General features: G+C 64.6%; 22 protein-coding genes. 13 read left to right on the top strand and 9 right to left on the bottom strand.

What is annotated here, in order from left to right; all coding sequences use genetic code 11:
- Window positions 1-13 precede the first annotated feature (13 nt).
- Complete coding sequence (locus KF794_01525; protein QYK45421.1) at window positions 14-751, bottom strand: 16S rRNA (uracil(1498)-N(3))-methyltransferase; 738 nt, start codon at window positions 749-751, stop codon at window positions 14-16.
- Between the two features lie 104 nt (window positions 752-855).
- On the opposite strand from KF794_01525, the gene KF794_01520 reads away from it, so the two are divergent.
- On the top strand, window positions 856-1,377 hold the full coding sequence (locus KF794_01520) for a hypothetical protein (GenBank protein QYK45420.1): 522 nt from the start codon (window positions 856-858) through the stop codon (window positions 1,375-1,377).
- Window positions 1,374-2,318: a 4-hydroxybenzoate octaprenyltransferase gene (gene ubiA / locus KF794_01515; GenBank protein QYK45419.1), complete on the top strand. Its 945-nt coding sequence runs from the start codon at window positions 1,374-1,376 to the stop codon at window positions 2,316-2,318. Before KF794_01520 ends, ubiA begins: the two co-directional genes overlap by 4 nt.
- A gap of 1 nt (window position 2,319) precedes the next feature.
- Here ubiA and KF794_01510 read toward each other — a convergent pair whose 3' ends face one another.
- Entirely contained in the window at window positions 2,320-2,892 is a 573-nt protein-coding gene (locus KF794_01510; GenBank protein ID QYK45418.1) for a hypothetical protein, read from the bottom strand.
- A 179-nt stretch (window positions 2,893-3,071) separates the two neighbouring features.
- Here KF794_01510 and KF794_01505 point away from each other — a divergent pair, with 179 nt between their 5' ends.
- The 5 genes from KF794_01505 to KF794_01485 are packed head-to-tail and all read left to right on the top strand — an operon-like array spanning window position 3,072 to window position 7,159.
- Window positions 3,072-3,860, top strand: coding sequence for a 3'(2'),5'-bisphosphate nucleotidase CysQ (locus tag KF794_01505; GenBank protein ID QYK45417.1), 789 nt, complete (start codon window positions 3,072-3,074; stop codon window positions 3,858-3,860).
- 21 nt (window positions 3,861-3,881) lie between these two features.
- Window positions 3,882-4,124: a DUF4170 domain-containing protein gene (locus KF794_01500; GenBank protein ID QYK45416.1), complete on the top strand. Its 243-nt coding sequence runs from the start codon at window positions 3,882-3,884 to the stop codon at window positions 4,122-4,124.
- Window positions 4,125-4,144: 20 nt separating this feature from the next.
- On the top strand, window positions 4,145-4,855 hold the full coding sequence (locus KF794_01495; protein QYK45415.1) for a lysophospholipid acyltransferase family protein: 711 nt from the start codon (window positions 4,145-4,147) through the stop codon (window positions 4,853-4,855).
- Window positions 4,845-6,137 carry a 3-deoxy-D-manno-octulosonic acid transferase gene (locus KF794_01490; protein ID QYK45414.1) on the top strand — a complete coding sequence of 431 codons (1,293 nt, stop codon included), beginning with the start codon at window positions 4,845-4,847 and terminating at the stop codon, window positions 6,135-6,137. Before KF794_01495 ends, KF794_01490 begins: the two co-directional genes overlap by 11 nt.
- A 17-nt stretch (window positions 6,138-6,154) precedes the next feature.
- Window positions 6,155-7,159: a tetraacyldisaccharide 4'-kinase gene (locus KF794_01485; protein QYK46541.1), complete on the top strand. Its 1,005-nt coding sequence runs from the start codon at window positions 6,155-6,157 to the stop codon at window positions 7,157-7,159.
- Here KF794_01485 and KF794_01480 read toward each other — a convergent pair.
- Window positions 7,156-7,386, bottom strand: a complete 231-nt coding sequence (locus tag KF794_01480) for a DUF2093 domain-containing protein (protein QYK45413.1) — start codon at window positions 7,384-7,386, stop codon at window positions 7,156-7,158. The two genes, KF794_01485 and KF794_01480, sit on opposite strands and share 4 nt — an antisense overlap.
- A gap of 111 nt (window positions 7,387-7,497) precedes the next feature.
- Entirely contained in the window at window positions 7,498-8,925 is a 1,428-nt protein-coding gene (locus KF794_01475; GenBank protein ID QYK45412.1) for an exodeoxyribonuclease VII large subunit, read from the bottom strand.
- Window positions 8,926-8,992: 67 nt separating this feature from the next.
- Between KF794_01475 and purD the strand changes: the two genes are divergently transcribed.
- The 4 genes from purD to KF794_01455 all read left to right on the top strand — a co-directional run bounded on the left by purD (window position 8,993) and on the right by KF794_01455 (window position 13,238).
- The gene (purD, locus tag KF794_01470; GenBank protein ID QYK45411.1) at window positions 8,993-10,261 is read left to right on the top strand and encodes a phosphoribosylamine--glycine ligase; all 1,269 of its coding nucleotides are present in this window, start codon (window positions 8,993-8,995) and stop codon (window positions 10,259-10,261) included.
- Window positions 10,261-11,163, top strand: a complete 903-nt coding sequence (locus KF794_01465) for an alpha/beta hydrolase (protein ID QYK45410.1) — start codon at window positions 10,261-10,263, stop codon at window positions 11,161-11,163. Before purD ends, KF794_01465 begins: the two co-directional genes overlap by 1 nt.
- A gap of 101 nt (window positions 11,164-11,264) precedes the next feature.
- The gene (locus tag KF794_01460; protein ID QYK45409.1) at window positions 11,265-12,350 is read left to right on the top strand and encodes a phosphotransferase family protein; all 1,086 of its coding nucleotides are present in this window, start codon (window positions 11,265-11,267) and stop codon (window positions 12,348-12,350) included.
- Window positions 12,351-12,371: 21 nt separating this feature from the next.
- Window positions 12,372-13,238 (top strand): patatin-like phospholipase family protein, encoded by an 867-nt coding sequence (locus KF794_01455; GenBank protein ID QYK45408.1) that lies wholly within the window; start codon window positions 12,372-12,374, stop codon window positions 13,236-13,238.
- Here the strand turns inward: KF794_01455 and KF794_01450 are convergent.
- Window positions 13,235-13,681 carry a nucleoside deaminase gene (locus tag KF794_01450; GenBank protein ID QYK45407.1) on the bottom strand — a complete coding sequence of 149 codons (447 nt, stop codon included), beginning with the start codon at window positions 13,679-13,681 and terminating at the stop codon, window positions 13,235-13,237. The genes KF794_01455 and KF794_01450 overlap by 4 nt on opposite strands.
- Window positions 13,682-13,736: 55 nt before the next feature.
- Between KF794_01450 and KF794_01445 the strand changes: the two genes are divergently transcribed.
- Both KF794_01445 and rsmD read left to right on the top strand, forming a co-directional pair.
- Window positions 13,737-14,756: an rRNA pseudouridine synthase gene (locus KF794_01445; GenBank protein QYK45406.1), complete on the top strand. Its 1,020-nt coding sequence runs from the start codon at window positions 13,737-13,739 to the stop codon at window positions 14,754-14,756.
- Window positions 14,756-15,313 (top strand): 16S rRNA (guanine(966)-N(2))-methyltransferase RsmD, encoded by a 558-nt coding sequence (gene rsmD, locus KF794_01440; GenBank protein QYK45405.1) that lies wholly within the window; start codon window positions 14,756-14,758, stop codon window positions 15,311-15,313. Before KF794_01445 ends, rsmD begins: the two co-directional genes overlap by 1 nt.
- Here rsmD and mutL read toward each other — a convergent pair.
- The 4 genes from mutL to KF794_01420 are packed head-to-tail and all read right to left on the bottom strand — an operon-like array spanning window position 15,310 to window position 19,700.
- The gene (gene mutL / locus KF794_01435) at window positions 15,310-17,100 is read right to left on the bottom strand and encodes a DNA mismatch repair endonuclease MutL (GenBank protein QYK45404.1); all 1,791 of its coding nucleotides are present in this window, start codon (window positions 17,098-17,100) and stop codon (window positions 15,310-15,312) included. The two genes, rsmD and mutL, sit on opposite strands and share 4 nt — an antisense overlap.
- A 57-nt stretch (window positions 17,101-17,157) precedes the next feature.
- Window positions 17,158-17,577, bottom strand: coding sequence for an aminoacyl-tRNA hydrolase (gene arfB, locus KF794_01430; GenBank protein QYK45403.1), 420 nt, complete (start codon window positions 17,575-17,577; stop codon window positions 17,158-17,160).
- 6 nt (window positions 17,578-17,583) lie between these two features.
- The gene (locus tag KF794_01425) at window positions 17,584-18,909 is read right to left on the bottom strand and encodes a glucose-6-phosphate isomerase (protein ID QYK45402.1); all 1,326 of its coding nucleotides are present in this window, start codon (window positions 18,907-18,909) and stop codon (window positions 17,584-17,586) included.
- Window positions 18,906-19,700 (bottom strand): ABC transporter permease subunit, encoded by a 795-nt coding sequence (locus KF794_01420; protein ID QYK45401.1) that lies wholly within the window; start codon window positions 19,698-19,700, stop codon window positions 18,906-18,908. Before KF794_01420 ends, KF794_01425 begins: the two co-directional genes overlap by 4 nt.
- Between the last annotated feature and the right edge of the window lie 4 nt (window positions 19,701-19,704).

Below are 19,704 nucleotides of genomic sequence, written 5' to 3'. Positions count from 1 at the left end.
ACAGCGCGCCGCGTCAACGCCAGTCGCCGCGTGCCGCCTGAACCAGCGCAAGCGCGGCAACAGCTGCGGTATCGGCGCGCAAAATGCGCGGACCGAGCGACAGACGAATTACATTCTTTCGCGCGAGCAGCGTTTCGCGTTCGCGGTCCGAAAAGCCGCCTTCGGGACCGACCAGTACCGCCAGTCCTTCACGCGGTGCGGCTTGCAATACATCAAGTGGCGCGCCCTCGCCCTCCTCATCGCAGAAGACGATCGTCTGCGACGCGTTCAGCGAATCGCACCAGCGCTCGAATGCGAGCGGCGCGTCGACCTGCGGAATCGCGAGGATGCCGCACTGCTCGGCGGCTTCGACCGCATTCGCCTGCATCCGTTCCTGGTTCAAGCGCGTTACCTGCGTGTGCTGGGTGATGACGGGAGAAAGCCGGGAAGCTCCCATTTCGACCGCCTTCTGGACCATGTAATCGAGCCGGGCCTGCTTGATGGGAGCAAACGCATAAACCGGCCCGAAGGTTTCAGGCTGCGGGCGGGTTTGTCGTTCGGGCCTGAGCAGGACGCCGCGTTTTCCGGTCAGTGCCGCGCTCGCCAGCCATTCGCCGTCCCGCCCGTTGAAAAGGAGTAACGGGCTGCCGTCAGCCAACCGCAGCACATTGCGCAGATAATGGGCCTGCTCCGGGACGGCCTCGATTTCTTGCGCTGCGGCGAGAGGGGCCTCCACAAAGAGCCGTTGTGTGCGGAAATCGTACTTTGCCAATCAAATCTCCGCGGGTTTGGGCGGTTAACGGCGTTTTCGCCGCGATATTGCCCCAAGTCGATGCCTTTTGTTACGCCTTGGCACCACAACCGGACCGGCACCGCATGTTCGCTCGCATATCGCTTGCGCTGATCGTGACCCTGCTGCTGATCGCAACGGGCGAGCGCGCCATGAACGCGCAGGCGCAGATGATGACCCCTGCCCCGCAACAGCAGCAACAGCACCCCTGTCAGGCGCAGTTCGAGCCGCTGCGGACCGATCTGCAGGCCAAAGGCAATGCGCTGCAGGTCGCCAGCAAAAAGAAGATGTCCGCTAAAGAACTCTGCGCGCGCATCACCAGCTATTCCAATGCCGAAGTCAAAATGATCCGCTTTCTCGAAACGAAAGCGCAGGAGTGCGGCATTCCCGCAAATGCAGCGGACGGCCTGAAGAAAAGCCGCGAGCGCACCAACGAAATGAAGACCAAGATTTGTGCGGCCGCCGCCAACCAGACCACAGCGACACCGCCGCCGCCGAGCCAGGGCCTCAGTGGCGCGCTTACCACCGGCACCGGCTCCACGCCTGAAACGCCGCAGTCGGGTGGCGGCATCTTCGACACGCTTTCCGGCAACGTCCTGCAACGATGAAGCCAGCCGCGGCACCGGTTGCCGACTCGACCGGCAACTGGGTGGACCGCAGCGCGCCCGCATGGGCGCAGCCCTATCTCCGCCTTGCGCGTATCGACCGGCCTATCGGCTGGTGGCTTTTGTTGTTGCCGTGCTGGTGGTCGACGGCGATGGCCGCGCTCGCACAACGTGCGCCGTGGCCGGATTTCAAACTGCTCGTTCTGTTCCTGATCGGCGCAATCGTCATGCGCGGTGCGGGCACCACATGGAATGATATCCTCGACCGCAAGATCGACGCGCAGGTCGAACGCACGAAAAGCCGCCCGATCCCTTCCGGGCAGGTTAGCGCGAAAGCGGCTTTTGCATTCGCTATCTTACTTTCATTCGTGGGGCTTGCGGTTCTGCTGCTGATGAACCGATTCGCGATTCTCGTCGGTATTTCTTCGCTGCTCATTGTCGCGATCTATCCGCTCGCGAAACGCGTGATTTCGATGCCGCAGTTCGTGCTCGGCCTCGCCTTCTCGTGGGGGGCGCTGATGGGATGGGCGGCCGTGTTCGGCAGCCTCGACTGGCGTCCGCTCGTTTTATATGCGGGCACAATTTTGTGGGTGATCGGCTACGACACGATCTACGCGCACCAGGACCGGCGCGACGATGCGATCATCGGCGTGAAATCCTCGGCGCGGCTGTTCGGCGAACAGACCCGAAGCGCCATCGCGATTTTGTACGCGGGCACCGTTATCCTTGCCGGGGTCGCCATTGCGTTCTCCGGCGGCGGCGTTCTTTCGTTCGCGGGACTGGCAGCGTTCGCGATGCATCTGGCATGGCAGGTGCGGACGCTCGACGCCGACAATCCGGCCTATTGCCTGAAACTGTTTCGCGCGAACCGCGACGCGGGGCTTTTGCTGTTCGCGGGTTTGACCGCGGACGTGATCGCGAAGGCGAACGGCTTTCCGTACTAGCTCAGGTGCGCGCGATGATTTCGCGCTCGCCGGCATGGGATGCGCTCGCGCATTGCGTCTGCGCGGCGGCGTGACGAATCCGCATCGTGGTGCGGCGGTGGCGCAGCATCGAGCGTTTGCGGCGGCGCGGCGCTTCCTTGGTCCGGTTGCGCATGGCGGCGGGATTGCACAAGCGCCCGCCTTCCCCGGCGATCAGCACGGGAAGACCGAGCGCACGGCTCCAGCGCCGCGCGGCAATCGCCGAAGCCGCGCTGTCGTTCGAGACCATGAGCGGGATGCTCAGTGCCTCGTCGCGATGTTCGAGCTGAACGTGAATCTGCATGTCGTCCGACGCGATCAGCACGCGCACGGCGATGCCGAGAAATTCCTGAAGCGGCAATTTCAGATGCATGTGCACGCCGCGCACGCTGCGCTGGAGATCGACGCGCTCCTGGCCGATCTCGACGCGGCGTTCGCCGCCGTCGGCGGCCGGGTCGGAAGCGATGAATGCAGCCGGGAGGCGGAGCGGATCGGGTCCGGACAGAGGACCCGATCCTTCCCGCGCGTATTCGGCCGCGCCTGTCTGACGCCTCAATTTCGTCTCCCCCGCCGGATTTTTCCGGTCGTTGGAGCGACCATGACAGCAAGCCAGAACGATCCGCTTAAGGGATTGGGTAAATCTTTCCTTTTTTGCCTCGATAGAGTGCCGATCCGGCCATCATCGTTGAGAAAGCGTTGCTTGCCCTCGCCCCGGACAGCCTCTAGAGCGGGCCCATGACGATCTCTTCCGCGCCGAGCGCCGCTTTGCTTCCCGCGCTGACAGATGCCGTTTCGGAAGCCGGCCGACTCGCGCTCTCCATGTTCCGGAAAGACGTGCGCACCTGGAATAAAGAGAATCAATCACCGGTGACGGAAGCCGATCTCGCGGTCGATCTGTTCCTGCGCAAACGGCTGTTCGAGGCCGATCTCGATGCGGGCTGGCTTTCGGAAGAAACCGCGGACGCTCCCGCGCGGCTGGAGAAATCCCGCATCTGGATCGTCGATCCGATCGACGGCACCCGCTCCTTCGTCGCCGGGAAAGAAGACTGGGCCGTATGCGCAGCGCTCGTGGAGGAAGGGCGGCCGGTGCTCGGCGCGGTTTTCGTGCCTGCGACCGGCGAACTGTTCGCGGCAGCACTCGGCAACGGCGCGACCCGCAACGGCACGGCGATCTCGGCCAGCGAACCGCGCGACGTGAAGACGGCGGCTATCGCCCGGCCTTACGGCCTGGAGAAAACCTTCGCGCAGACCGGAAATATGACAAGCGCCCCCCATATTCATGCCATCGCCGTGCGCCTTGCGCGGGTGGCCAGCGGGGAAATCGACGGCGCACTGGCGCGCGAGAACGCCAACGATTGGGACATTGCTGCCGCCGATTTGATCATTCACGAGGCTGGCGGCAAATTGACCGATAGCGCGGGCAACCTGCCGCGCTACAACCGCCCCGTGCCGAAACACGGCATGCTCGTTGCTTCGGGCAAATCCTTGCATGCACCGCTGCTGGCGGCGCTTGCAAACCGGTAAAGCAGGGAAACAAGAGCGCGCATGACGACGCAAAAACAACTTCTCCACCTCGTATTCGGCGGCGAACTGACGGCGCTCGACGGCACGGAATTCCGCGATCTCGGCCGTCTCGACATCGTTGGAATCTATCCAAATTACGCAACGGCGTATCAGGCGTGGAAATCGAAGGCGCAGCAAACCGTCGATAACGCAATGATGCGCTATTTCATCGTTCACCTGCACCGGTTGCTCGATCCGGAGACGGATGGTACGCGGCGCGCATAACTTCCGGCGCCGGATCACTCATGTGGCGTAAAATTCGCAAGTCGTGGATCGTGCGGCAAACGCTTGGCCGCATGGTCGCATATTACCTGTGGTTCGTATGGAAGACGCAGCGCCTGACGGTGGAGCCAGCCAATCTCTATGACTGGCTCGATCAGGAAATGCCGCTTATATTCACGTTCTGGCACGGGCAGCATTTTCTCGCGCCGTTCGCACCCAAAGCGCATCACCGGGCCAAGGTCATGATCTCCCGTTCTTTCGATGCGGATGTAAACGCCATTGCCGCGGAAGTGCTCGGGATCGGGACGATCCGCGGCTCCGGCGCGCATGGCAACGACTTCCAGCGCAAGGGCGGCGTCGCAGCCACGCGGCAGATGATCGACACGCTCGCCGAAGGCATCAACGTCGCGATGACCGCGGACGTGCCGAAAGTCTCGCGCCGCGCCGGCCTCGGCATCGTCACCATCGCAAAGATTTCCGGACGTCCGATCTATCCCGGCGCGATGGCCACCAGCCGCCGCATCGCGCTCAACAACTGGGACAAGTCGAGCCTGCATCTTCCGTTCGGACGCATGGCGTTCGTGGTCGAGGAAGCGTTGCGCGTTCCGCCCGACGCCGACGACGAGGCGCTCGAAGCGGCGCGGCTCGAAGTCGAACGGCGATTGAACCGCGCAACCGCACGCGCCGAAGCGCTGGTCGGCAGGCCGCAGACGGGCCAGGCCGATGGCGCCTAGAATCAAACTGCCCCTGCCGTTGCGCGCATACCGGCGGCTTTCGCGCTGGTTCGCACCATTCGCGGGTACGGTGCTGAACTGGCGGCTCAAGCGCGGCAAGGAAGACCCGGCGCGCGTCATGGAGCGGCGCGGGGTTGCCACCGTCGAACGCCCGCCCGGCGCGCTGGTTTGGTTTCACGGCGCGAGTGTCGGTGAAATTCTCTCGATCCAGCCCGTGGTCGAACATATCCGCGCACAGGGCTTCGCGGCACTCGTCACCTCCGGCACGGTAACGGCGGCGCAGACCGCAGCACAAAGGATGCCGGCCGGCACCATTCATCAATATATCCCGCTCGACTCGCCGGCCTTCGTGCAGAGTTTCCTCGATCACTGGCAGCCGGGACTGGCGTTGATCGCAGAGTCGGAGTTCTGGCCGAACCTCCTGCTCGAAACGCATCAGCGCAACATTCCGCTGGTGCTGCTCAATGGCCGCATGTCGGAGCGCTCATTCAAGCGCTGGAAGCGGGCGAAGAAATCCGCGCGCGCGCTGCTTTCCAATTTCGATCTCGTGCTCGCACAGGACAACGAGATCGCGGACCGGCTGGAAACGCTCGGCGCGCCGCGCGTGATTTCCACCGGTAACCTCAAGTTCGACGTTTCGCCGCCGCCCGTCGACGCTTTCGCGATGCAGGAAATGCAGCGCACGATTCACGGCCGCCCGGTTTTCCTCGCGGCGAGCACGCATCGCGGCGAGGACGAAGCGATCATCGATGCGCATATCGAGGTAATGGAGAAGGTGCCGGGCCTCCTCACCATCATCGTGCCGCGGCACCCGGAACGCGGCGGCGAAATCGCGCGGCTGGTCCAGGACGCCCGGCTGGCGCCCGCGATGCGCTCGCGCCATCACCTGCCCGATCTCGGCACGCATATCTATGTCGCCGACACCATCGGCGAACTGGGATTGTTTTATCGGCTATCGCCGATCGTGTTCATGGGCGGTTCGCTCATCAAGCACGGCGGCCAGAACCCGATCGAACCCGCGAAACTCGACAACGCGATCCTGCATGGCCCGCATGTGCATAGCTTCGCGACGATCTATTCCGAACTGAACAAACAGCGCGCGGCGGCTACGGTGACGAACGCCGACTCGCTCGCGCGCAGCCTGCTGCGCCTGCTCGACGATCCGGGACTGGTGCGCGCGATGGCGAAAGCCGCGCATGCCACGGTAGTCCCGTTGAGCGGCGCGCTGACGCGCACGGCAAAAGCCATCGAACCCTATCTGGTCCAACTGCGCTTTCACTGATGCCCGGATTGATCTCGCTGCGTGCGCCTGCGTTCTGGTGGAAAAAGCCGGGACTGGCGGCCACGTTGCTGGCGCCGCTTGGTGCGGTCTACGGCGGTTTCGCTGCGCAGCGCATGAAGCGCCCCGGCTATCGCGCGAATATTCCGGTCATTTGCATCGGCAATCCGACGCTCGGCGGCGCGGGGAAGACTCCGGCAGCCATCGCGGTCGCGAAACTTCTACAGGAACGCGGGCGCAAGCCGTTCTTCATTTCGCGCGGCTATGGCGGCAATGCTGCCGGGCCGCTGCGCGTCGATCCGGAAAAACATACCGCAGGCGATACCGGAGACGAGGCGCTTCTCCTCGCCGCGACAGCGCCGACAATCATCGGCGCGGACCGCGCGGCTTCCGCGAAGCTCGCGGAAAGTCTCGGCGCGGACGTACTGGTGATGGACGACGGATTTCAGAACCCTTCGCTGGAGAAAGACCTTTCCATCCTCGTCGTGGACGGCGAGCGCGGCATCGGAAACGAAAAAGTTTTCCCTGCTGGCCCACTGCGCGCGCCGCTTCCGATCCAGCTCGCGCAGGCGCACGTGATGGTGGCCGCAGGCGCGGGAACGGGCGGACAACGCGCCTTGTCCGCCGCGATCCTTGCCAATCTCGCGGTCCTGTCCGCCGTCATCGCACCGGGCGAGGCGGCGGTCGCAGCGCTGCGCGGCAAGCCGCTGCTCGCATTTGCGGGGATTGGTTTCCCGGAAAAATTCTTCGCCACGCTGGAGCGGAACGATCTTCGCGTCGCGGAACGCCGCGCGTTTCCGGATCATCACCGCTTCAGCGCCGCGGATGCGGCCGCGTTGATCGCGGCGGCGGAACGCGGCGGCCTGACGCTGGTCACGACGGAAAAAGATTTCGCGCGGATGGGAGGCGACCCGGCGCTTCGCGAATTAAGAGAGAAATCGAAAACGCTTCCCGTCGCGCTCGCGTTTGATGATACGGCAGAGATCGGCGGATTTATCGACGAAGCGCTGGCGCGAAAACGCTAGCGCGGCGCCAACGGCGTCTTGCCGTGCAGGCGCGCCATCACTGCTTCCGGCGTGGCATAGGCTTCCTGCAAATCCACGCTCCAGTATTTCAGTTCGTCGAGCGGAATCGGCACGCCGGTCACCGCGCAGCGCACATAGCTTCCCGGCCGGACGATGCGGTAGTCGCCGTCCAGATAGCGCAGCTCGGCTTCGCCGGCGGCCAAAGGGGTGCGTTCGAAACGGTTCATCTCGAATGTGCGGGTTCGCGTTTGGAGTAATCCATATATGGAGCGATTTACGCGGGAGCGCAAAACATAAATTCGCAACCTCACGCAATCGTTTACGGCAAGGAAATGCACTCAGCCGAACAGATTGCCCTGTTTCGAGGCTTTCGCGGGCTGCGGCCCGGCGGCCTCGCGGCTGCCCGGCTCGCTGCCAGTCGAAACCGCGCCGAAGCTGCCATCGGCCACCTCGACGGTGAGCGCCGTGCCTTTCGGAGCCTTCGTAACCGAACGCACCGGATGCCCGTCTGCGCCGCGCACCAGCGCGAAGCCGCGCTCCAGCACGCCGCGATGACTGTAAGATTTCAAAAGCTGCGCCAGACCCTGCAAGCGCACGCTTGCATTGCGGAGCGCATTGCCGCTCGCGCGCGCGGCGCGCGCTTGCAGGCCGACGCTGCGTTCGCGATAGAGTTCGATGCGCGAACGCAGCGCATTCGGCGTATGCCGCGCTTCGAGGCGCGAGAGTTTCACGCGAAACGCATGGGCGTTGGCGCGCAATGCGCGCGGCAGGCGTTCGCCCGCGCCGTCCAGCCGCTGGCGCGGAAGCGCCAGCAAGGCGTCGAGCGGCGGGATGCCGCGCGCGAGGCCGCGCAATTCTGATTTCAGGCGCTCGGCCATGCGCGCCCAGGACGAGACCAGCCGTGCGCCGCGATCGCGCGCGAGCGCGAGCAGTTCGCCGCGTACGGGCACCGCCATTTCGGCGGCAGCGGTCGGCGTCGGCGCGCGCCGGTCGGCGGCAAAATCGATCAGCGTGAAATCGGTTTCGTGGCCCACCGCGGAGATCAACGGGATTTCGCTCGCAGCCGCCGCGCGCACCAGCGCTTCGTCGTTGAAGCCCCAGAGATCTTCGAGCGAACCGCCGCCACGCGCGACGATGAGAATATCCGGGCGCGGCAGCGCGCCGCCTTCTTCCATCGCGTTGAAGCCTTCGATGGCAGCCGCGACTTCCGGTCCGCAGGTCTCGCCCTGCACGCGCACGGGCCAGACCAGCACATGACGCGGGAAGCGATCGTTCAGGCGATGGAGAATGTCGCGGATCACCGCGCCGGTTGGCGAGGTGATGACGCCGATCACGCGCGGCAGATACGGCAGCGGTTTCTTGCGCGCCTCGTCGAACAGACCTTCGGCCGCGAGTTTCTTCCGGCGCTCCTCAAGCAACGCCATCAGCGCGCCCGCGCCGGCCGGCTCCAGCGCGTCGATCACGATCTGGTAGCTGGACTTGCCCGGATAGGTCGTGACCTTGCCGGTCGCGATCACCTCCATGCCTTCTTCCGGCTTGAAGCGCATTTTCGCGAACGCGCCCTTCCAGATGATGGCGTCGATCTTCGCACTCGCATCCTTGAGGCTGAAATAGACATGGCCGGAGGAATGGGGTCCGCGATAGCCGGAGACTTCGCCGCGCAGGCGCACATAGGGGAACGCCTCCTCGACCGCGCGCTTGAGCGCCACGGAGAGTTCGGAAACGCCGATTTCAGGCAGATTCGTGGGTGCTGTGGATGCTGGCATTCGCGACTCTAAATGGCGGCAGGCCCATGATACATCAAGCCGCCTCTAGGGAAGTGTCCGTACGCGCATGAATGTCCTGTTGATCGGTTCCGGTGGCCGCGAACATGCGCTGGCGTGGAAGCTCGTCGCCAGCCCGCTCTTGACGAAGCTCTATGCCGCGCCGGGCAATCCGGGGATTGCGCAGGAAGCCGAGATCGTCGCGCTGAAGGTCGAGGACCACGCAGCGGTGATCCGCTTCTGTCAGGAGAAGAAGATCGGTCTCGTCGTGATCGGGCCGGAAGCGCCGCTGACCGCGGGCCTCGCCGACGACCTGCTGGCCGCGAACATCAAGGTATTCGGCCCGCAGAAAATTCCCGCGACGCTGGAAGGCTCGAAGTCCTTCACCAAGCGGCTGTGCGCGGAGAACGATATTCCGACCGCGCATTACCTCGAAGCGAAGACGCGCGAGGAAGCGCGCGCCTACATTCAAAAGAACGGCGCGCCCATCGTGCTGAAAGCCGACGGCCTGCACGCGGGCAAGGGCGTGATCGTCGCGATGACGGAAGCGGAAGCGCTGGCCGCGGTCGATACCGTGTTCGAGATGGGCAACGGCGCGCCGGTCGTGATCGAGGAATTCCTTGAAGGCGAGGAAGCGAGCTTCTTCTGCCTGATCCACGGCGAGCAGGTGTTGCCGCTCGCTTCCGCGCAGGACCACAAGCGCGTGTTCGACAACGACGAAGGCCCGAACACCGGCGGCATGGGCGCCTATTCGCCCGCACCCGTATTCACAAAAGAAATCGAGCGCATCACGCTCGAAGAAATCGTGAAGCCGACCGCGCGCGCGCTGGCGAAAGCGGGCACGCCCTATTGCGGCGTGCTCTATGCCGGACTGATGATCGGGAAGGACGGCCCGAAGCTGATCGAATACAACGTGCGCTTCGGCGATCCCGAATGTCAGGTGCTGATGCCGCGCATGAAGGACGACCTGCTGACGCTGATGCTCGCCACTGCGAACGGCGAACTCGATAAATCTTCCGTGCGCTGGCGCGACGAAGCGGCGATTACGGTCGTGCTCGCGAACAAGGGCTATCCGGGCAAGTATCAGAGCGGTTCGGAAATACGCGGCATCGAGAAGGCAAACGAGGTGGAAGGCGTCACCGTGTTCCACGCCGGGACGAAGCTGCAGGACAGCAAGCTCGTCGCCAGCGGCGGGCGCGTGCTGAACGTCACCGCGCTTGGCAAGACGGTCGCGGAAGCGCGCGAGCGTGCGTACCGCGCGATCTCGCTGATCGACTGGCCGGAAGGTTTCTGCCGCCGCGACATCGCGTGGCGCGCGCTTGCACGGGAGAATGCGTGATGGCCGATCTCGCCGATCTGTTTCCCGGTTTTCAATCGCACTGGATCGACACTTCGGCGGGAAGACTGTTCGCCCGTTCCGGCGGCAGCGGTCCGCCGCTTCTGGTCATCCACGGTTTTCCGCAGACGCATGTCGAGTACCACCGCATCGCGCCTGCGCTCGCGAAGAAGTTCACGCTGATCCTGCCCGACCTTCCCGGTTATGGCTGGAGCGACATTCCTAAGGAAGACGACACCCACGCGCCCTATACCAAGCGCGCAATGGCGCATGCGCTGATCGAGCTGATGGAGAAACTCGGCCATATCCAGTTCGGCGTGATCGGGCATGATCGCGGCGGGCGTGTCGGCTACCGCATGGCGCTCGACCATCCGGGACGCGTGTCGAAGCTCTCCGTCCTCGACATCATCCCGACCCTCGACATGTGGCGCGGCATGAACGCGCTACGCTCGATGGTGGTGTATCACTGGCCGTTTCTCGCGCAACGTGCGCCGCTGCCCGAAATGCTGATCTCGAAAGCGCCGATCGATTATCTCGAATGGACGCTGGGAAGCTGGTCGCCGGACGGGCTGAAGAAATTCGATCCGCGTGCGCTCGATCATTACCGCGCCTTCTTCGCGGATCCCGCGCGCATCCACGCCTGCTGCGAGGATTATCGCGCCGGGCAATCGACCGACGTGCATTTCGACGAAGCGGACTTCAACGAGGGCAACAAGATCACCTGCCCGACGCTGGCGTTGTGGGGCGCGCGCGGTATTCCGAATTCGGGCGGCGACCCACTCGCGATTTGGAAAGCGTGGTGCACCAAGGTCGAAGGCCGCGCCATCGACTGCGGACATTTCCTGCCAGAGGAAAAGCCGGAAGAAACCGCGGAAGCGCTGCTGGAGTTTTTTACGCGGACTTGAGAGAGCAGTTATCCCGCCTCGCGGCCTTGCTGCGTCCGGGATGACGATGGGGTTGAGCGCGGCTATAACGTGCCCAAGCCAAAAGAAAATCAGGACAGGAAATGACCGGGTTCGATCGTCAGGAAGCCTTTTCGGGCACGAAGGAAGTTGCGCAAGCGCTCGCTTTTGATGCGAGCCGTCTCGAAGAATATCTGACGAAGCATATTCCTGGCTTCGCCGGTCCGCTCAGCGTGAAGCAGTTCAAGGGTGGGCAATCGAACCCGACCTACATGCTGGAAACGCCGTCGCGTAAATATGTGCTGCGCCGAAAGCCGCCGGGAAAGCTGCTGCCTTCGGCGCACGCCGTCGACCGCGAATACAAGGTGATGGCCGCGCTCGGCGCGCAGAAGTTTCCGGTGCCACAAGCGCTGCTCTACTGCGAGGACGAGAGCGTCACCGGCACTGCCTTCTATGTGATGTCGTTCGAGCAGGGCCGCATCTTCTGGGAACTGCACATGCCGGATTCGAATCCGGCGGAGCGCGCAGCGATCTGGGACGCGCAGAACGCGACCATCGCGCAACTGCACACGCTGGAGCCGGAGAAAATCGGCCTCGCGGATTACGGCAAGGGCGAAGACTATGTCGCGCGCCAGGTCGCGCGCTGGTCGAAACAATACGAAGCGTCGAAGACCGACGACATTCCGGAGATGGACAAGCTGATGCGCTGGCTGCCGGAGCATCTGCCGAAGCAGCAGGCGGTGCGTGTCGTGCACGGCGACTATCGCCTCGACAACATGATCATCCATCCGTCGAAGAACGAAGTGCTCGCGGTGATCGACTGGGAGCTTTCCACGCTCGGCGATCCGCTCGCGGATTTTACCTATCACATGATGGGCTGGCACATGCCGGATGCGAAAACGGGCACCGGCACCGGCTCGCTGAAAGGCCGCGACCTGAAGGCGCTCGGCATCCCCAGCGCGGAGGATTACGCCGCGCTCTACGCCAAGCGCACCGGGTTCGATCCGCGCGGGCGCGATATCGACGTCTACATGGCCTACAATTTCTTTCGCATCGCCGGGATTTTGCAGGGCATCCTCGGCCGCGTGCGCGACGGCACGGCGGCGAATGCCAACGCCTCGGCGATGTCGCGGCAAGTGCAGCCGCTGGCAATGGCGGCGTGGCATTTTGCCGAGCGCGCGGGCGCATAAACTTCGCGCTATAATCCGCGCGTGCTGGATTTTCTCAAACGGCTGATCCGGAAGAAGCCGGAGCGCATCGCCATCGCGCTCGGCTCCGGCGGCGCGCGCGGCCTCGCGCACATTCCCGCGCTGGAAGCGTTCGACGAACTCGGCATCGTGCCGTCCGCCATCGCGGGATGCTCGATGGGCGCAGTGGTCGGCGCGGGCTACGCCGCCGGCATGACCGGCAAGGAAATCCGCGCGTTCTCGATCGACGCACTCCGCAAGCAGGGCGACTTCGCCCGGCGGCTGATTTCGATGCAATGGTCGAGCATGCGCGAACGCTGGCGCGAGACCCGTTCGCTGCGCGGCATGCCCTTTCAGTTTGCCGCGCTCGGCATCGCCGAAGAATTCCTGCCGCCGCAACTTCCCAAAACATTCGAGGAACTGCGCATCCCCCTCACCGTGGTCGCGACCGACTACCGCGAGCGGAGCGAGGCGATCTATCGTTCCGGGCTGTTGCGTCCCGCAGTGGCCGGCTCGATGGCGATACCGGGTTTGCTGCGACCGGTGGAATTCGGCGGACGTATCCTGATCGACGGCGGCGCGGTGAACCCGCTGCCCTTCGACCTGTTGCGGAAGGATGCCGACATCGTCATCGCGATCGACATCACGAAACTCGGCGACTCGCCGCCCGGCGTGCCGGACGCGATGGACGCGCTGTTCACGGCATCGCACATCATGACCCATGCGATTGTTTCGGAGAAACTGAAATCGTCGGCGCCGGACATTTTAATCAGGCCGAACGTGAGCGCGTTCAGCGCGCTCGACTTTCCGCGTGCACTGCCGATCCTGAAGGCATCCGAGCCGATCAAGGAAGAACTGAAGCGCAAGCTGGGCGCGCTGCTGGGCGCCTAGCGCCGTTCCGCGAAAAAACTTTTCAGGAGCATGGTGGCTTCGCTTTCGCCGATGCCGCCATAGACTTCCGGCTTGTGGTGGCAGGTCGGCGCATCGAAGAACCGCACGCCGGATTCCACCGCTCCGCCCTTCGGGTCGGCTGCGCCGAAATACAGCCGCCGGATGCGTGCGAACGAAATCGCCGCCGCGCACATGGTACATGGTTCCAGCGTGACATAGAGATCGCAGCCGATCAGGCGCTCGCTGCCGAGCGCGCTGGCGGCGGCGCGCAACGCAAGCACTTCGGCGTGCGCCGTGGGGTCGCGGTCGCGGAGCGTGCGGTTGTTCGCCCGCGCCAGCACCTCGCCGCCGCGCACGACGAGCGCCCCCACCGGCACTTCGCCCGCTTCCGCCGCGGCCTTCGCTTCCGCAAGCGCCATGCCCATGAAATCGGGTGCAGCCAACTCGTTTCTCCGCGCTCACCGTGGTAGCAAGTGAGCCGCATTCGCACGAAGCAACATGTCCCGCAAGTCTCCACCCCATAACCCGTCAGCATCCGAGCGCGAGCGCATCGCGAAAGTCATCGCGCGCGCGGGCCTCGCTTCGCGGCGCGAGGCGGAGACATGGATCGCGGAAGGCCGTGTGAAGGTGAACGGCGAAGTGCTGAAAACGCCCGCCGTAACCGTTTCCGCGCCGGACAAGATCGAAGTGGACGGCAAGCCGCTGCCTGTGCGCGAACGCACGCGGCTGTTCCTCTACAACAAGCCGAAAGGGCTGGTGACGACGAATTCCGATCCCGAAGGGCGGCCGACGATTTTCCAGAACCTGCCACCCGACCTGCCGCGGCTTGTCAGCGTGGGGCGGCTCGACATCAACAGCGAAGGCCTGCTGCTCCTCACCAATGACGGCGGCTTGTCGCGCACGCTCGAACTGCCCGCGACCGGCTGGCTGCGGCGCTATCGCGTGCGCGCGAACGGCCGCACCGATCAGGCGGCGCTGAACAAACTCAAGGGCGGCGTGACAGTCGAAGGCGTGCAGTACGGGCGCGTCGAGGCGACGCTGGACCGCGAGCAAGGCGCAAACCTCTGGCTTACCGTCGGCATCCGCGAAGGCAAGAACCGCGAGGTACGAAAAGTGCTCGCGCATATCGGGCTGAAGGTGAACCGGCTTATCCGCATTTCCTTCGGGCCGTTCCAGCTCGGCGAACTCGAACCCGGCAAGGTCGAGGAAGTGCCGACGCGCGTGCTGCGCGAGCAGATCGGCGGCGAACTGGAAAAATCGTCCCACAGCGATTTCGATGCGCCGTTGCGCGAGCGTGCGAAACTCTCGCCGGTGAAGAAAGAGAAATTCACCGGAAGGCCGGAACGCGAACCGAACCGCCGCGACGGAAAGAAAGAAGCCGCTTCGGGCGACAGGAAGAAGAAAAACTTTTCCGTCGAGCGCAAGACGCGCGAGGAAGCGCCGCGCGAGCCGCGCCGCAAGAGCAAGCGTCCGTTCCGCGCACCCATGCGCAAAGACAAGCCGCGGGGCAAGCGCTGATGCGCGTCAGCGGCGGCAGGTTCGGCGGGCGGACCCTGAAAGGCCCGTCATCCGATGCGATCCGCCCGACTTCCGACAAGCTGCGACAGGCGGTGTTCAACATTCTGGCACACGCCTACGGCGATCCTGCGGCGGACGCGCGGGTGCTCGATCTGTTCGCGGGTACGGGCGCGCTCGGCATCGAGGCCCTTTCGCGTGGCGCGGCATTCGCTCTTTTCGTCGACGAAAGCGCGGCGGCACGCGCGATCATCCGCGAGAATGTGGAAGCCTTGCAGCTTACCGGCGTCACCAAGCTGTTCCGGCGCGACGCTGCAAAGTTAGGGACGCTCGAAAAATTCTCGCCGTTCTCGCTCGTGTTCTGCGATCCGCCTTATGGGAAAGGCCTTGCGGAGAAATCGCTCGCTTCCGCGCGCACGGGCGGATGGCTGGCGGAAGACGCACTCCTGATCGTCGAGGAATCCGTGGACGCGAAGTTCGCGGCACCGAAAGGCTTCACCGAACTGGAGCGGCGCGCATACGACGATACGGAGATCGTTTTTCTCCGCGCCTCAAATTAGCGCCGCCCGAACAATTTCTCGATGTCCGCGAGCTTCAGCTCGACATAGGTCGGTCGGCCGTGGTTGCACTGGCCCGCATTTTCCGTGCGCTCCATTTCGCGGAGCAGCGCGTTCATTTCTTCCGGTTTGAGGCGGCGGCCCGCGCGCACCGAACCGTGGCACGACATGGTGCTTGCGACCGCAAGCAGGCGGCGTTCCAGCGGCAGGGTCGAATCCCATTCGGCCAGATGCTCGGCCAGATCGCGCAATAATTTCTCCGCGTCGGTTTCGCCGAGCAGCGCGGGAGTTTCGCGCACCAAGACCGCGCCCTGTCCGAACGCCTCGATGACAAGGCCGAAGGAAGCGAGTTCTTCCGCGCGTTCGGTGAGCGCCGCGGCATCCGACGGGTCCATCTCGACCACGGCCGGCACCAACAATGCCTGTCGCGCCACGCCGGTTTCCCCCAGTGCGCGTTTCAGTTTCTCATAAACAATACGCTCATGCGCGGCATGCTGATCGACGATGACGAGGCCGTCCGCGGTCTGCGCGACGATATAGGTTTCGTGAACCTGCGCCCGCGCCGCGCCGAGTGGCCGTTCGAGATCGGCCTGCAACACCGGCGCAAGATCGCCGCGAGCGTCGGCGCTCGGTTGCGCGATCACATCGAACGCAGTCTGCGCGGCTTCGGCGAGGCCGCCGCGCTCGTGGCTTGCGCGATACGGCGCGGCCGATCCGCGCCATGCGGGTGAAGCGCCCGTGCCCTGCGGGCGCGCGAAAGAGACGAGGCGCGACGCGCCGGTGGTCGCGCTCCGGCGCGCGCCGCTGCCGAGCGCATCCTGAATCGCGCGCACGATCAGTGCACGCACGGTGCCGGAATCGCGGAAGCGCACTTCGGTTTTTGCCGGATGCACGTTCACATCGACTTCGCGCGGATCGAGTTCGACGAACAGCGCAGCCACCGGATGACGGCCGGCATGCAAAAGGTCGGCGTAGCCGCCGCGCAGCGCGCCGAGCAGCACCTTGTCGCGCACCGGGCGGCCGTTCACGAAGAAATACTGGGAGAGCGCGTTGCCGCGCGAGAAAGTCGGCAGGCCGACCAGGCCTTCGAGCCGCACGCCTTCGCGTTCCGCCTCCACCGGCACCATGTTGGCGCGCGCCTCGCCGCCCACGACATCCGCCAGCCGCGCAGCGAACCCTTCGCGGCTCATGTCGCGCGCGGGGAACTGCAACTGGCGGTCCTCGGTGACAACGGTGAAGGCAATATCGGGACGCGACAGCGCGAGCCTACGCACGGTTTCGATCACGGCGGCGGTTTCGGCGCGCTCGGTTTTCAGGAACTTCAGGCGCGCGGGCGTCGCGAAGAAAAGATCGCGCACCTCGACGCGCGTACCTTCCGCGAGCGCAGCCGGGCGCAGCGCCGACTTATCCCCGCCATCCACACGCACTTCGAGCGCATTTTCGGAACCGCGCGCGCGGCTGACGATGGAAAGATGCGCGACCGCGCCGATGGAAGGCAGCGCCTCGCCGCGAAAGCCGAGCGTCGAAATGTTCAGCAGATCGTCGCCGTCGAGCTTCGAGGTGGCGTGGCGCTCCACTGCGAGCGCGAGATCGTCCGCGCCCATACCGGAACCGTCGTCGGAGACGCGGATCAGTTCGCAGCCGCCGCCGGAAATGACGACCTCAATCTTGCGCGCCCCTGCGTCGAGCGCATTCTCCACAAGCTCCTTCACGACCGAGGCCGGGCGCTCGACGACTTCGCCGGCGGCAATGCGGTTGACGAGGGTTTCGGGAAGCTGGCGGACGGGCATGGATTTTCGCGACTCGCGGGAGGCGCAATTCTACCGGCGCAACGGCGGCTTCGCGAATCAATCGAACGACGGGCGGCCGCGGCGGCTCTTGATTTCCGAGCGGCGCTTCTTGCCCTCGATGCGGCGCTTCTTCGAGGCCAGCGTCGGCCGCGTCTTGCGGCGATGTTTCGGCGCGACGGACGCACGGCTGAGGATTTCAACCAGCCGCGCGCGGGCGTCCTCGCGGTTGCGCTCCTGCGTGCGGAAGCGATCCGCGAACAAAACGATCACGCCCTCATTGGTGAGGCGCTGGCCCGCGAGCTTCGCCGCGCGCGCCTTTAATCCTTCGGGGAGCGAAGGCGAATTGCGCAGATCGAAGCGCAACTGCACCGCGGTCGAGAGCTTGTTGACGTTCTGCCCGCCGGGACCGGAAGCGCGCACGAAGCGTTCCTCGATTTCGCTTTCGGAAATGAAGATACCGTCCGCAATCTCGATCATCGCGCGTCAGCTTTCGCCCGCGAGATAGCGCTTCGCCAGCACCTTGCCTTCTTCTACGGCGGGCTGGTCGAGCGGATTCACGCCAAGCAGATGCGCAGCCAGAATCGTTTCCAGCATGAAGTGCATCATCAGCGCGCCGAGCGCGTGTTCGTCGAGCTTCTTCACGCGGATGGTGCGGAGCGGACATTGGTTCTTCGCCAGCGTGTCGGCGGTGGCGCGCGCCTGCGACGACACGAAATCCCCTACGGTCTTGCCGCCGAAGCCGCTCTCGCCCGCCAGCGAGGCGAGCGTTGCCTCGAGCTGCGGACCAGTGCCCGCAATGTCTTCCGAGATCACCGTGAATAACTTATCTCGCGGACCGTCGAGCCAAAGCTGCAACTGGCTGTGCTGGTCCACCGGGCCGATGGACGCAAGCGGCGTGGTGCCCTTGCCTTTCTTGCCGAGGCTCTCGCCCCAAAGCTGCATCCACCAGCGCGAGAAGCGCTCGAAGCGGTCGCCATAGGCCAGCATGACGGAAATCGGGAGACCGGCCTCGCCTGCCGCAACGCTCAAGGCCGCGCCCGCCGCGGGAGGAATCGCAGCCGCATCTTTTTCCGTAAGCAGCGTGCGCACGGTTTCACCCGCGCCCGCACGCAACGCCTTCGCGTCGAGGCCAAGCAATAGCGCCGGTACGAGGCCGACATTGGTCAGCGCGATGAAGCGGCCGCCGATGCCGGTGTCGTGGTCCAGAACCTCGCAGCCGAAGTTCTCAAAGAGCGCCCGCAACCCGTTTTTGCCGCCCGTCTTGCGCGGCTCGGATATGCCGAACAGACGCTTGCCGATTTCCTGCTCAAGCCCTGCGCGCTTGTACGCGGCGATCACGGCCATCACCTGCAGCAGCGTCTCGCCGGTGCCGCCGGATTTCGACGTCGCGACGAAACGTGCGGTGCGCAGCGGCACGGCAGCGAGAAACTCATCAAGGCTGTGCGGATCGAGATTGTCGAGGAAGTGTACGCGCGGACCGGCGCGCAACGTGCCGACACCCGGCACGTTCCAGCCTGCGAGTTGCGCAATCGTCTGCCCGCCGAGGCTGGAGCCGCCGGTGCCGAGAAACACCACGTCGCTTGCGTCGCGCAGCTTCGCAACGAGCGCTTCCATCGCGGGGAAGTCTTCCGTGCGTTCCGGCAAGTGCAGCAGATCGAGTCTGCGGTTTTCGTAGGCCGCGCGCAGTTCCGTCAGCGCGGGTGCGAGCTTCGCCAGCAACGGCGCGTAAAGCCCGGCGGGCATCCGGCGGCCGCCCGGATCGGGCAGCAGCGCGCGGGCAATATCCTGCGAATAAGGCGAAGCGCTCATGCCTTCTGGGTACGAAATTGCTGCTTCAAAGCCAATGAGGCGGCCAGCACCGTCAACGTAATAACGGCGATAAAGACCGAACTGATGGCGTTCACTTCCGGTTTCACGCCCAGCCGGGCCTGGCTGTAGATCCGCATGGGCAGCGTGGTCGCGCCGGGGCCGGTGGTGAAACTCGCGATCACGAGGTCGTCCAGCGACAGCGTGAAGGCGAGCAGCCATGCCGCCGCGACCGCCGGAAAGATGATCGGCAGCGTGATCGAGAAGAAGGTCCGGCCCGGCGTCGCGCCGAGATCGAGCGCGGCTTCTTCCAGACTGCGGTCGAAGGTCAGCAGCCGCGACTGCACGATCACCGCCGCGAAACACATGGTGAAGGTGACGTGAGCGAGCGCGACCGTCCAGAACCCGCGGTCAAAGTCGATGGCGACGAATAGGAGCAAAAGCGCGAGGCCAGTCACGATTTCCGGCATCACCAGCGGCGCATAAACGAGGCCCGCGAACAGCGTGCGGCCGCGGAACGGCCCGCCACGCACCAGCGCGAGCGCCGCCAGCGTGCCGAGCACGGTTGCCAGCGTCGCGGATACGGCGGCGACACGGAGACTGACCCACGCGGCTTCGAGCAGCGCCTGGTTTTGCCAAAGCTCTCCGTACCAGCGGAACGAGAACCCGCCCCAAACGGTGACGAGGCGCGAGTCGTTGAAGGAATAGATCACGAGCAGCAGTAGCGGCAGATAGAGGAACGCCAGCCCGGCTACGAGTGCTGCGATATTGAACGGGGAAAGACCCTTGCGCATCGCG

The organism is Xanthobacteraceae bacterium (assembly GCA_019454205.1).
GTDB lineage: Bacteria > Pseudomonadota > Alphaproteobacteria > Rhizobiales > Xanthobacteraceae.
The sequence above is the reverse complement of the archived record's forward strand: the minus strand, read 5'-3'. Positions and strand labels throughout refer to the sequence as shown.

What these genes read in the sequence shown, in the direction of transcription:
- KF794_01520 (QYK45420.1), top strand. Translation starts at nt 856, where the DNA reads ATGTTCGCTCGCATATCGCTTGCGCTGATCGTGACCCTGCTGCTGATC.
- ubiA (QYK45419.1), top strand. Translation starts at nt 1,374, where the DNA reads ATGAAGCCAGCCGCGGCACCGGTTGCCGACTCGACCGGCAACTGGGTG.
- KF794_01505 (QYK45417.1), top strand. Translation starts at nt 3,072, where the DNA reads ATGACGATCTCTTCCGCGCCGAGCGCCGCTTTGCTTCCCGCGCTGACA.
- KF794_01500 (QYK45416.1), top strand. Translation starts at nt 3,882, where the DNA reads ATGACGACGCAAAAACAACTTCTCCACCTCGTATTCGGCGGCGAACTG.
- KF794_01495 (QYK45415.1), top strand. Translation starts at nt 4,145, where the DNA reads ATGTGGCGTAAAATTCGCAAGTCGTGGATCGTGCGGCAAACGCTTGGC.
- KF794_01490 (QYK45414.1), top strand. Translation starts at nt 4,845, where the DNA reads ATGGCGCCTAGAATCAAACTGCCCCTGCCGTTGCGCGCATACCGGCGG.
- KF794_01480 (QYK45413.1), bottom strand. Translation starts at nt 7,386, where the DNA reads ATGAACCGTTTCGAACGCACCCCTTTGGCCGCCGGCGAAGCCGAGCTG.
- KF794_01475 (QYK45412.1), bottom strand. Translation starts at nt 8,925, where the DNA reads ATGCCAGCATCCACAGCACCCACGAATCTGCCTGAAATCGGCGTTTCC.
- purD (QYK45411.1), top strand. Translation starts at nt 8,993, where the DNA reads ATGAATGTCCTGTTGATCGGTTCCGGTGGCCGCGAACATGCGCTGGCG.
- KF794_01465 (QYK45410.1), top strand. Translation starts at nt 10,261, where the DNA reads ATGGCCGATCTCGCCGATCTGTTTCCCGGTTTTCAATCGCACTGGATC.
- KF794_01460 (QYK45409.1), top strand. Translation starts at nt 11,265, where the DNA reads ATGACCGGGTTCGATCGTCAGGAAGCCTTTTCGGGCACGAAGGAAGTT.
- KF794_01445 (QYK45406.1), top strand. Translation starts at nt 13,737, where the DNA reads ATGTCCCGCAAGTCTCCACCCCATAACCCGTCAGCATCCGAGCGCGAG.
- rsmD (QYK45405.1), top strand. Translation starts at nt 14,756, where the DNA reads ATGCGCGTCAGCGGCGGCAGGTTCGGCGGGCGGACCCTGAAAGGCCCG.
- mutL (QYK45404.1), bottom strand. Translation starts at nt 17,100, where the DNA reads ATGCCCGTCCGCCAGCTTCCCGAAACCCTCGTCAACCGCATTGCCGCC.
- arfB (QYK45403.1), bottom strand. Translation starts at nt 17,577, where the DNA reads ATGATCGAGATTGCGGACGGTATCTTCATTTCCGAAAGCGAAATCGAG.
- KF794_01425 (QYK45402.1), bottom strand. Translation starts at nt 18,909, where the DNA reads ATGAGCGCTTCGCCTTATTCGCAGGATATTGCCCGCGCGCTGCTGCCC.
- KF794_01420 (QYK45401.1), bottom strand. Translation starts at nt 19,700, where the DNA reads ATGCGCAAGGGTCTTTCCCCGTTCAATATCGCAGCACTCGTAGCCGGG.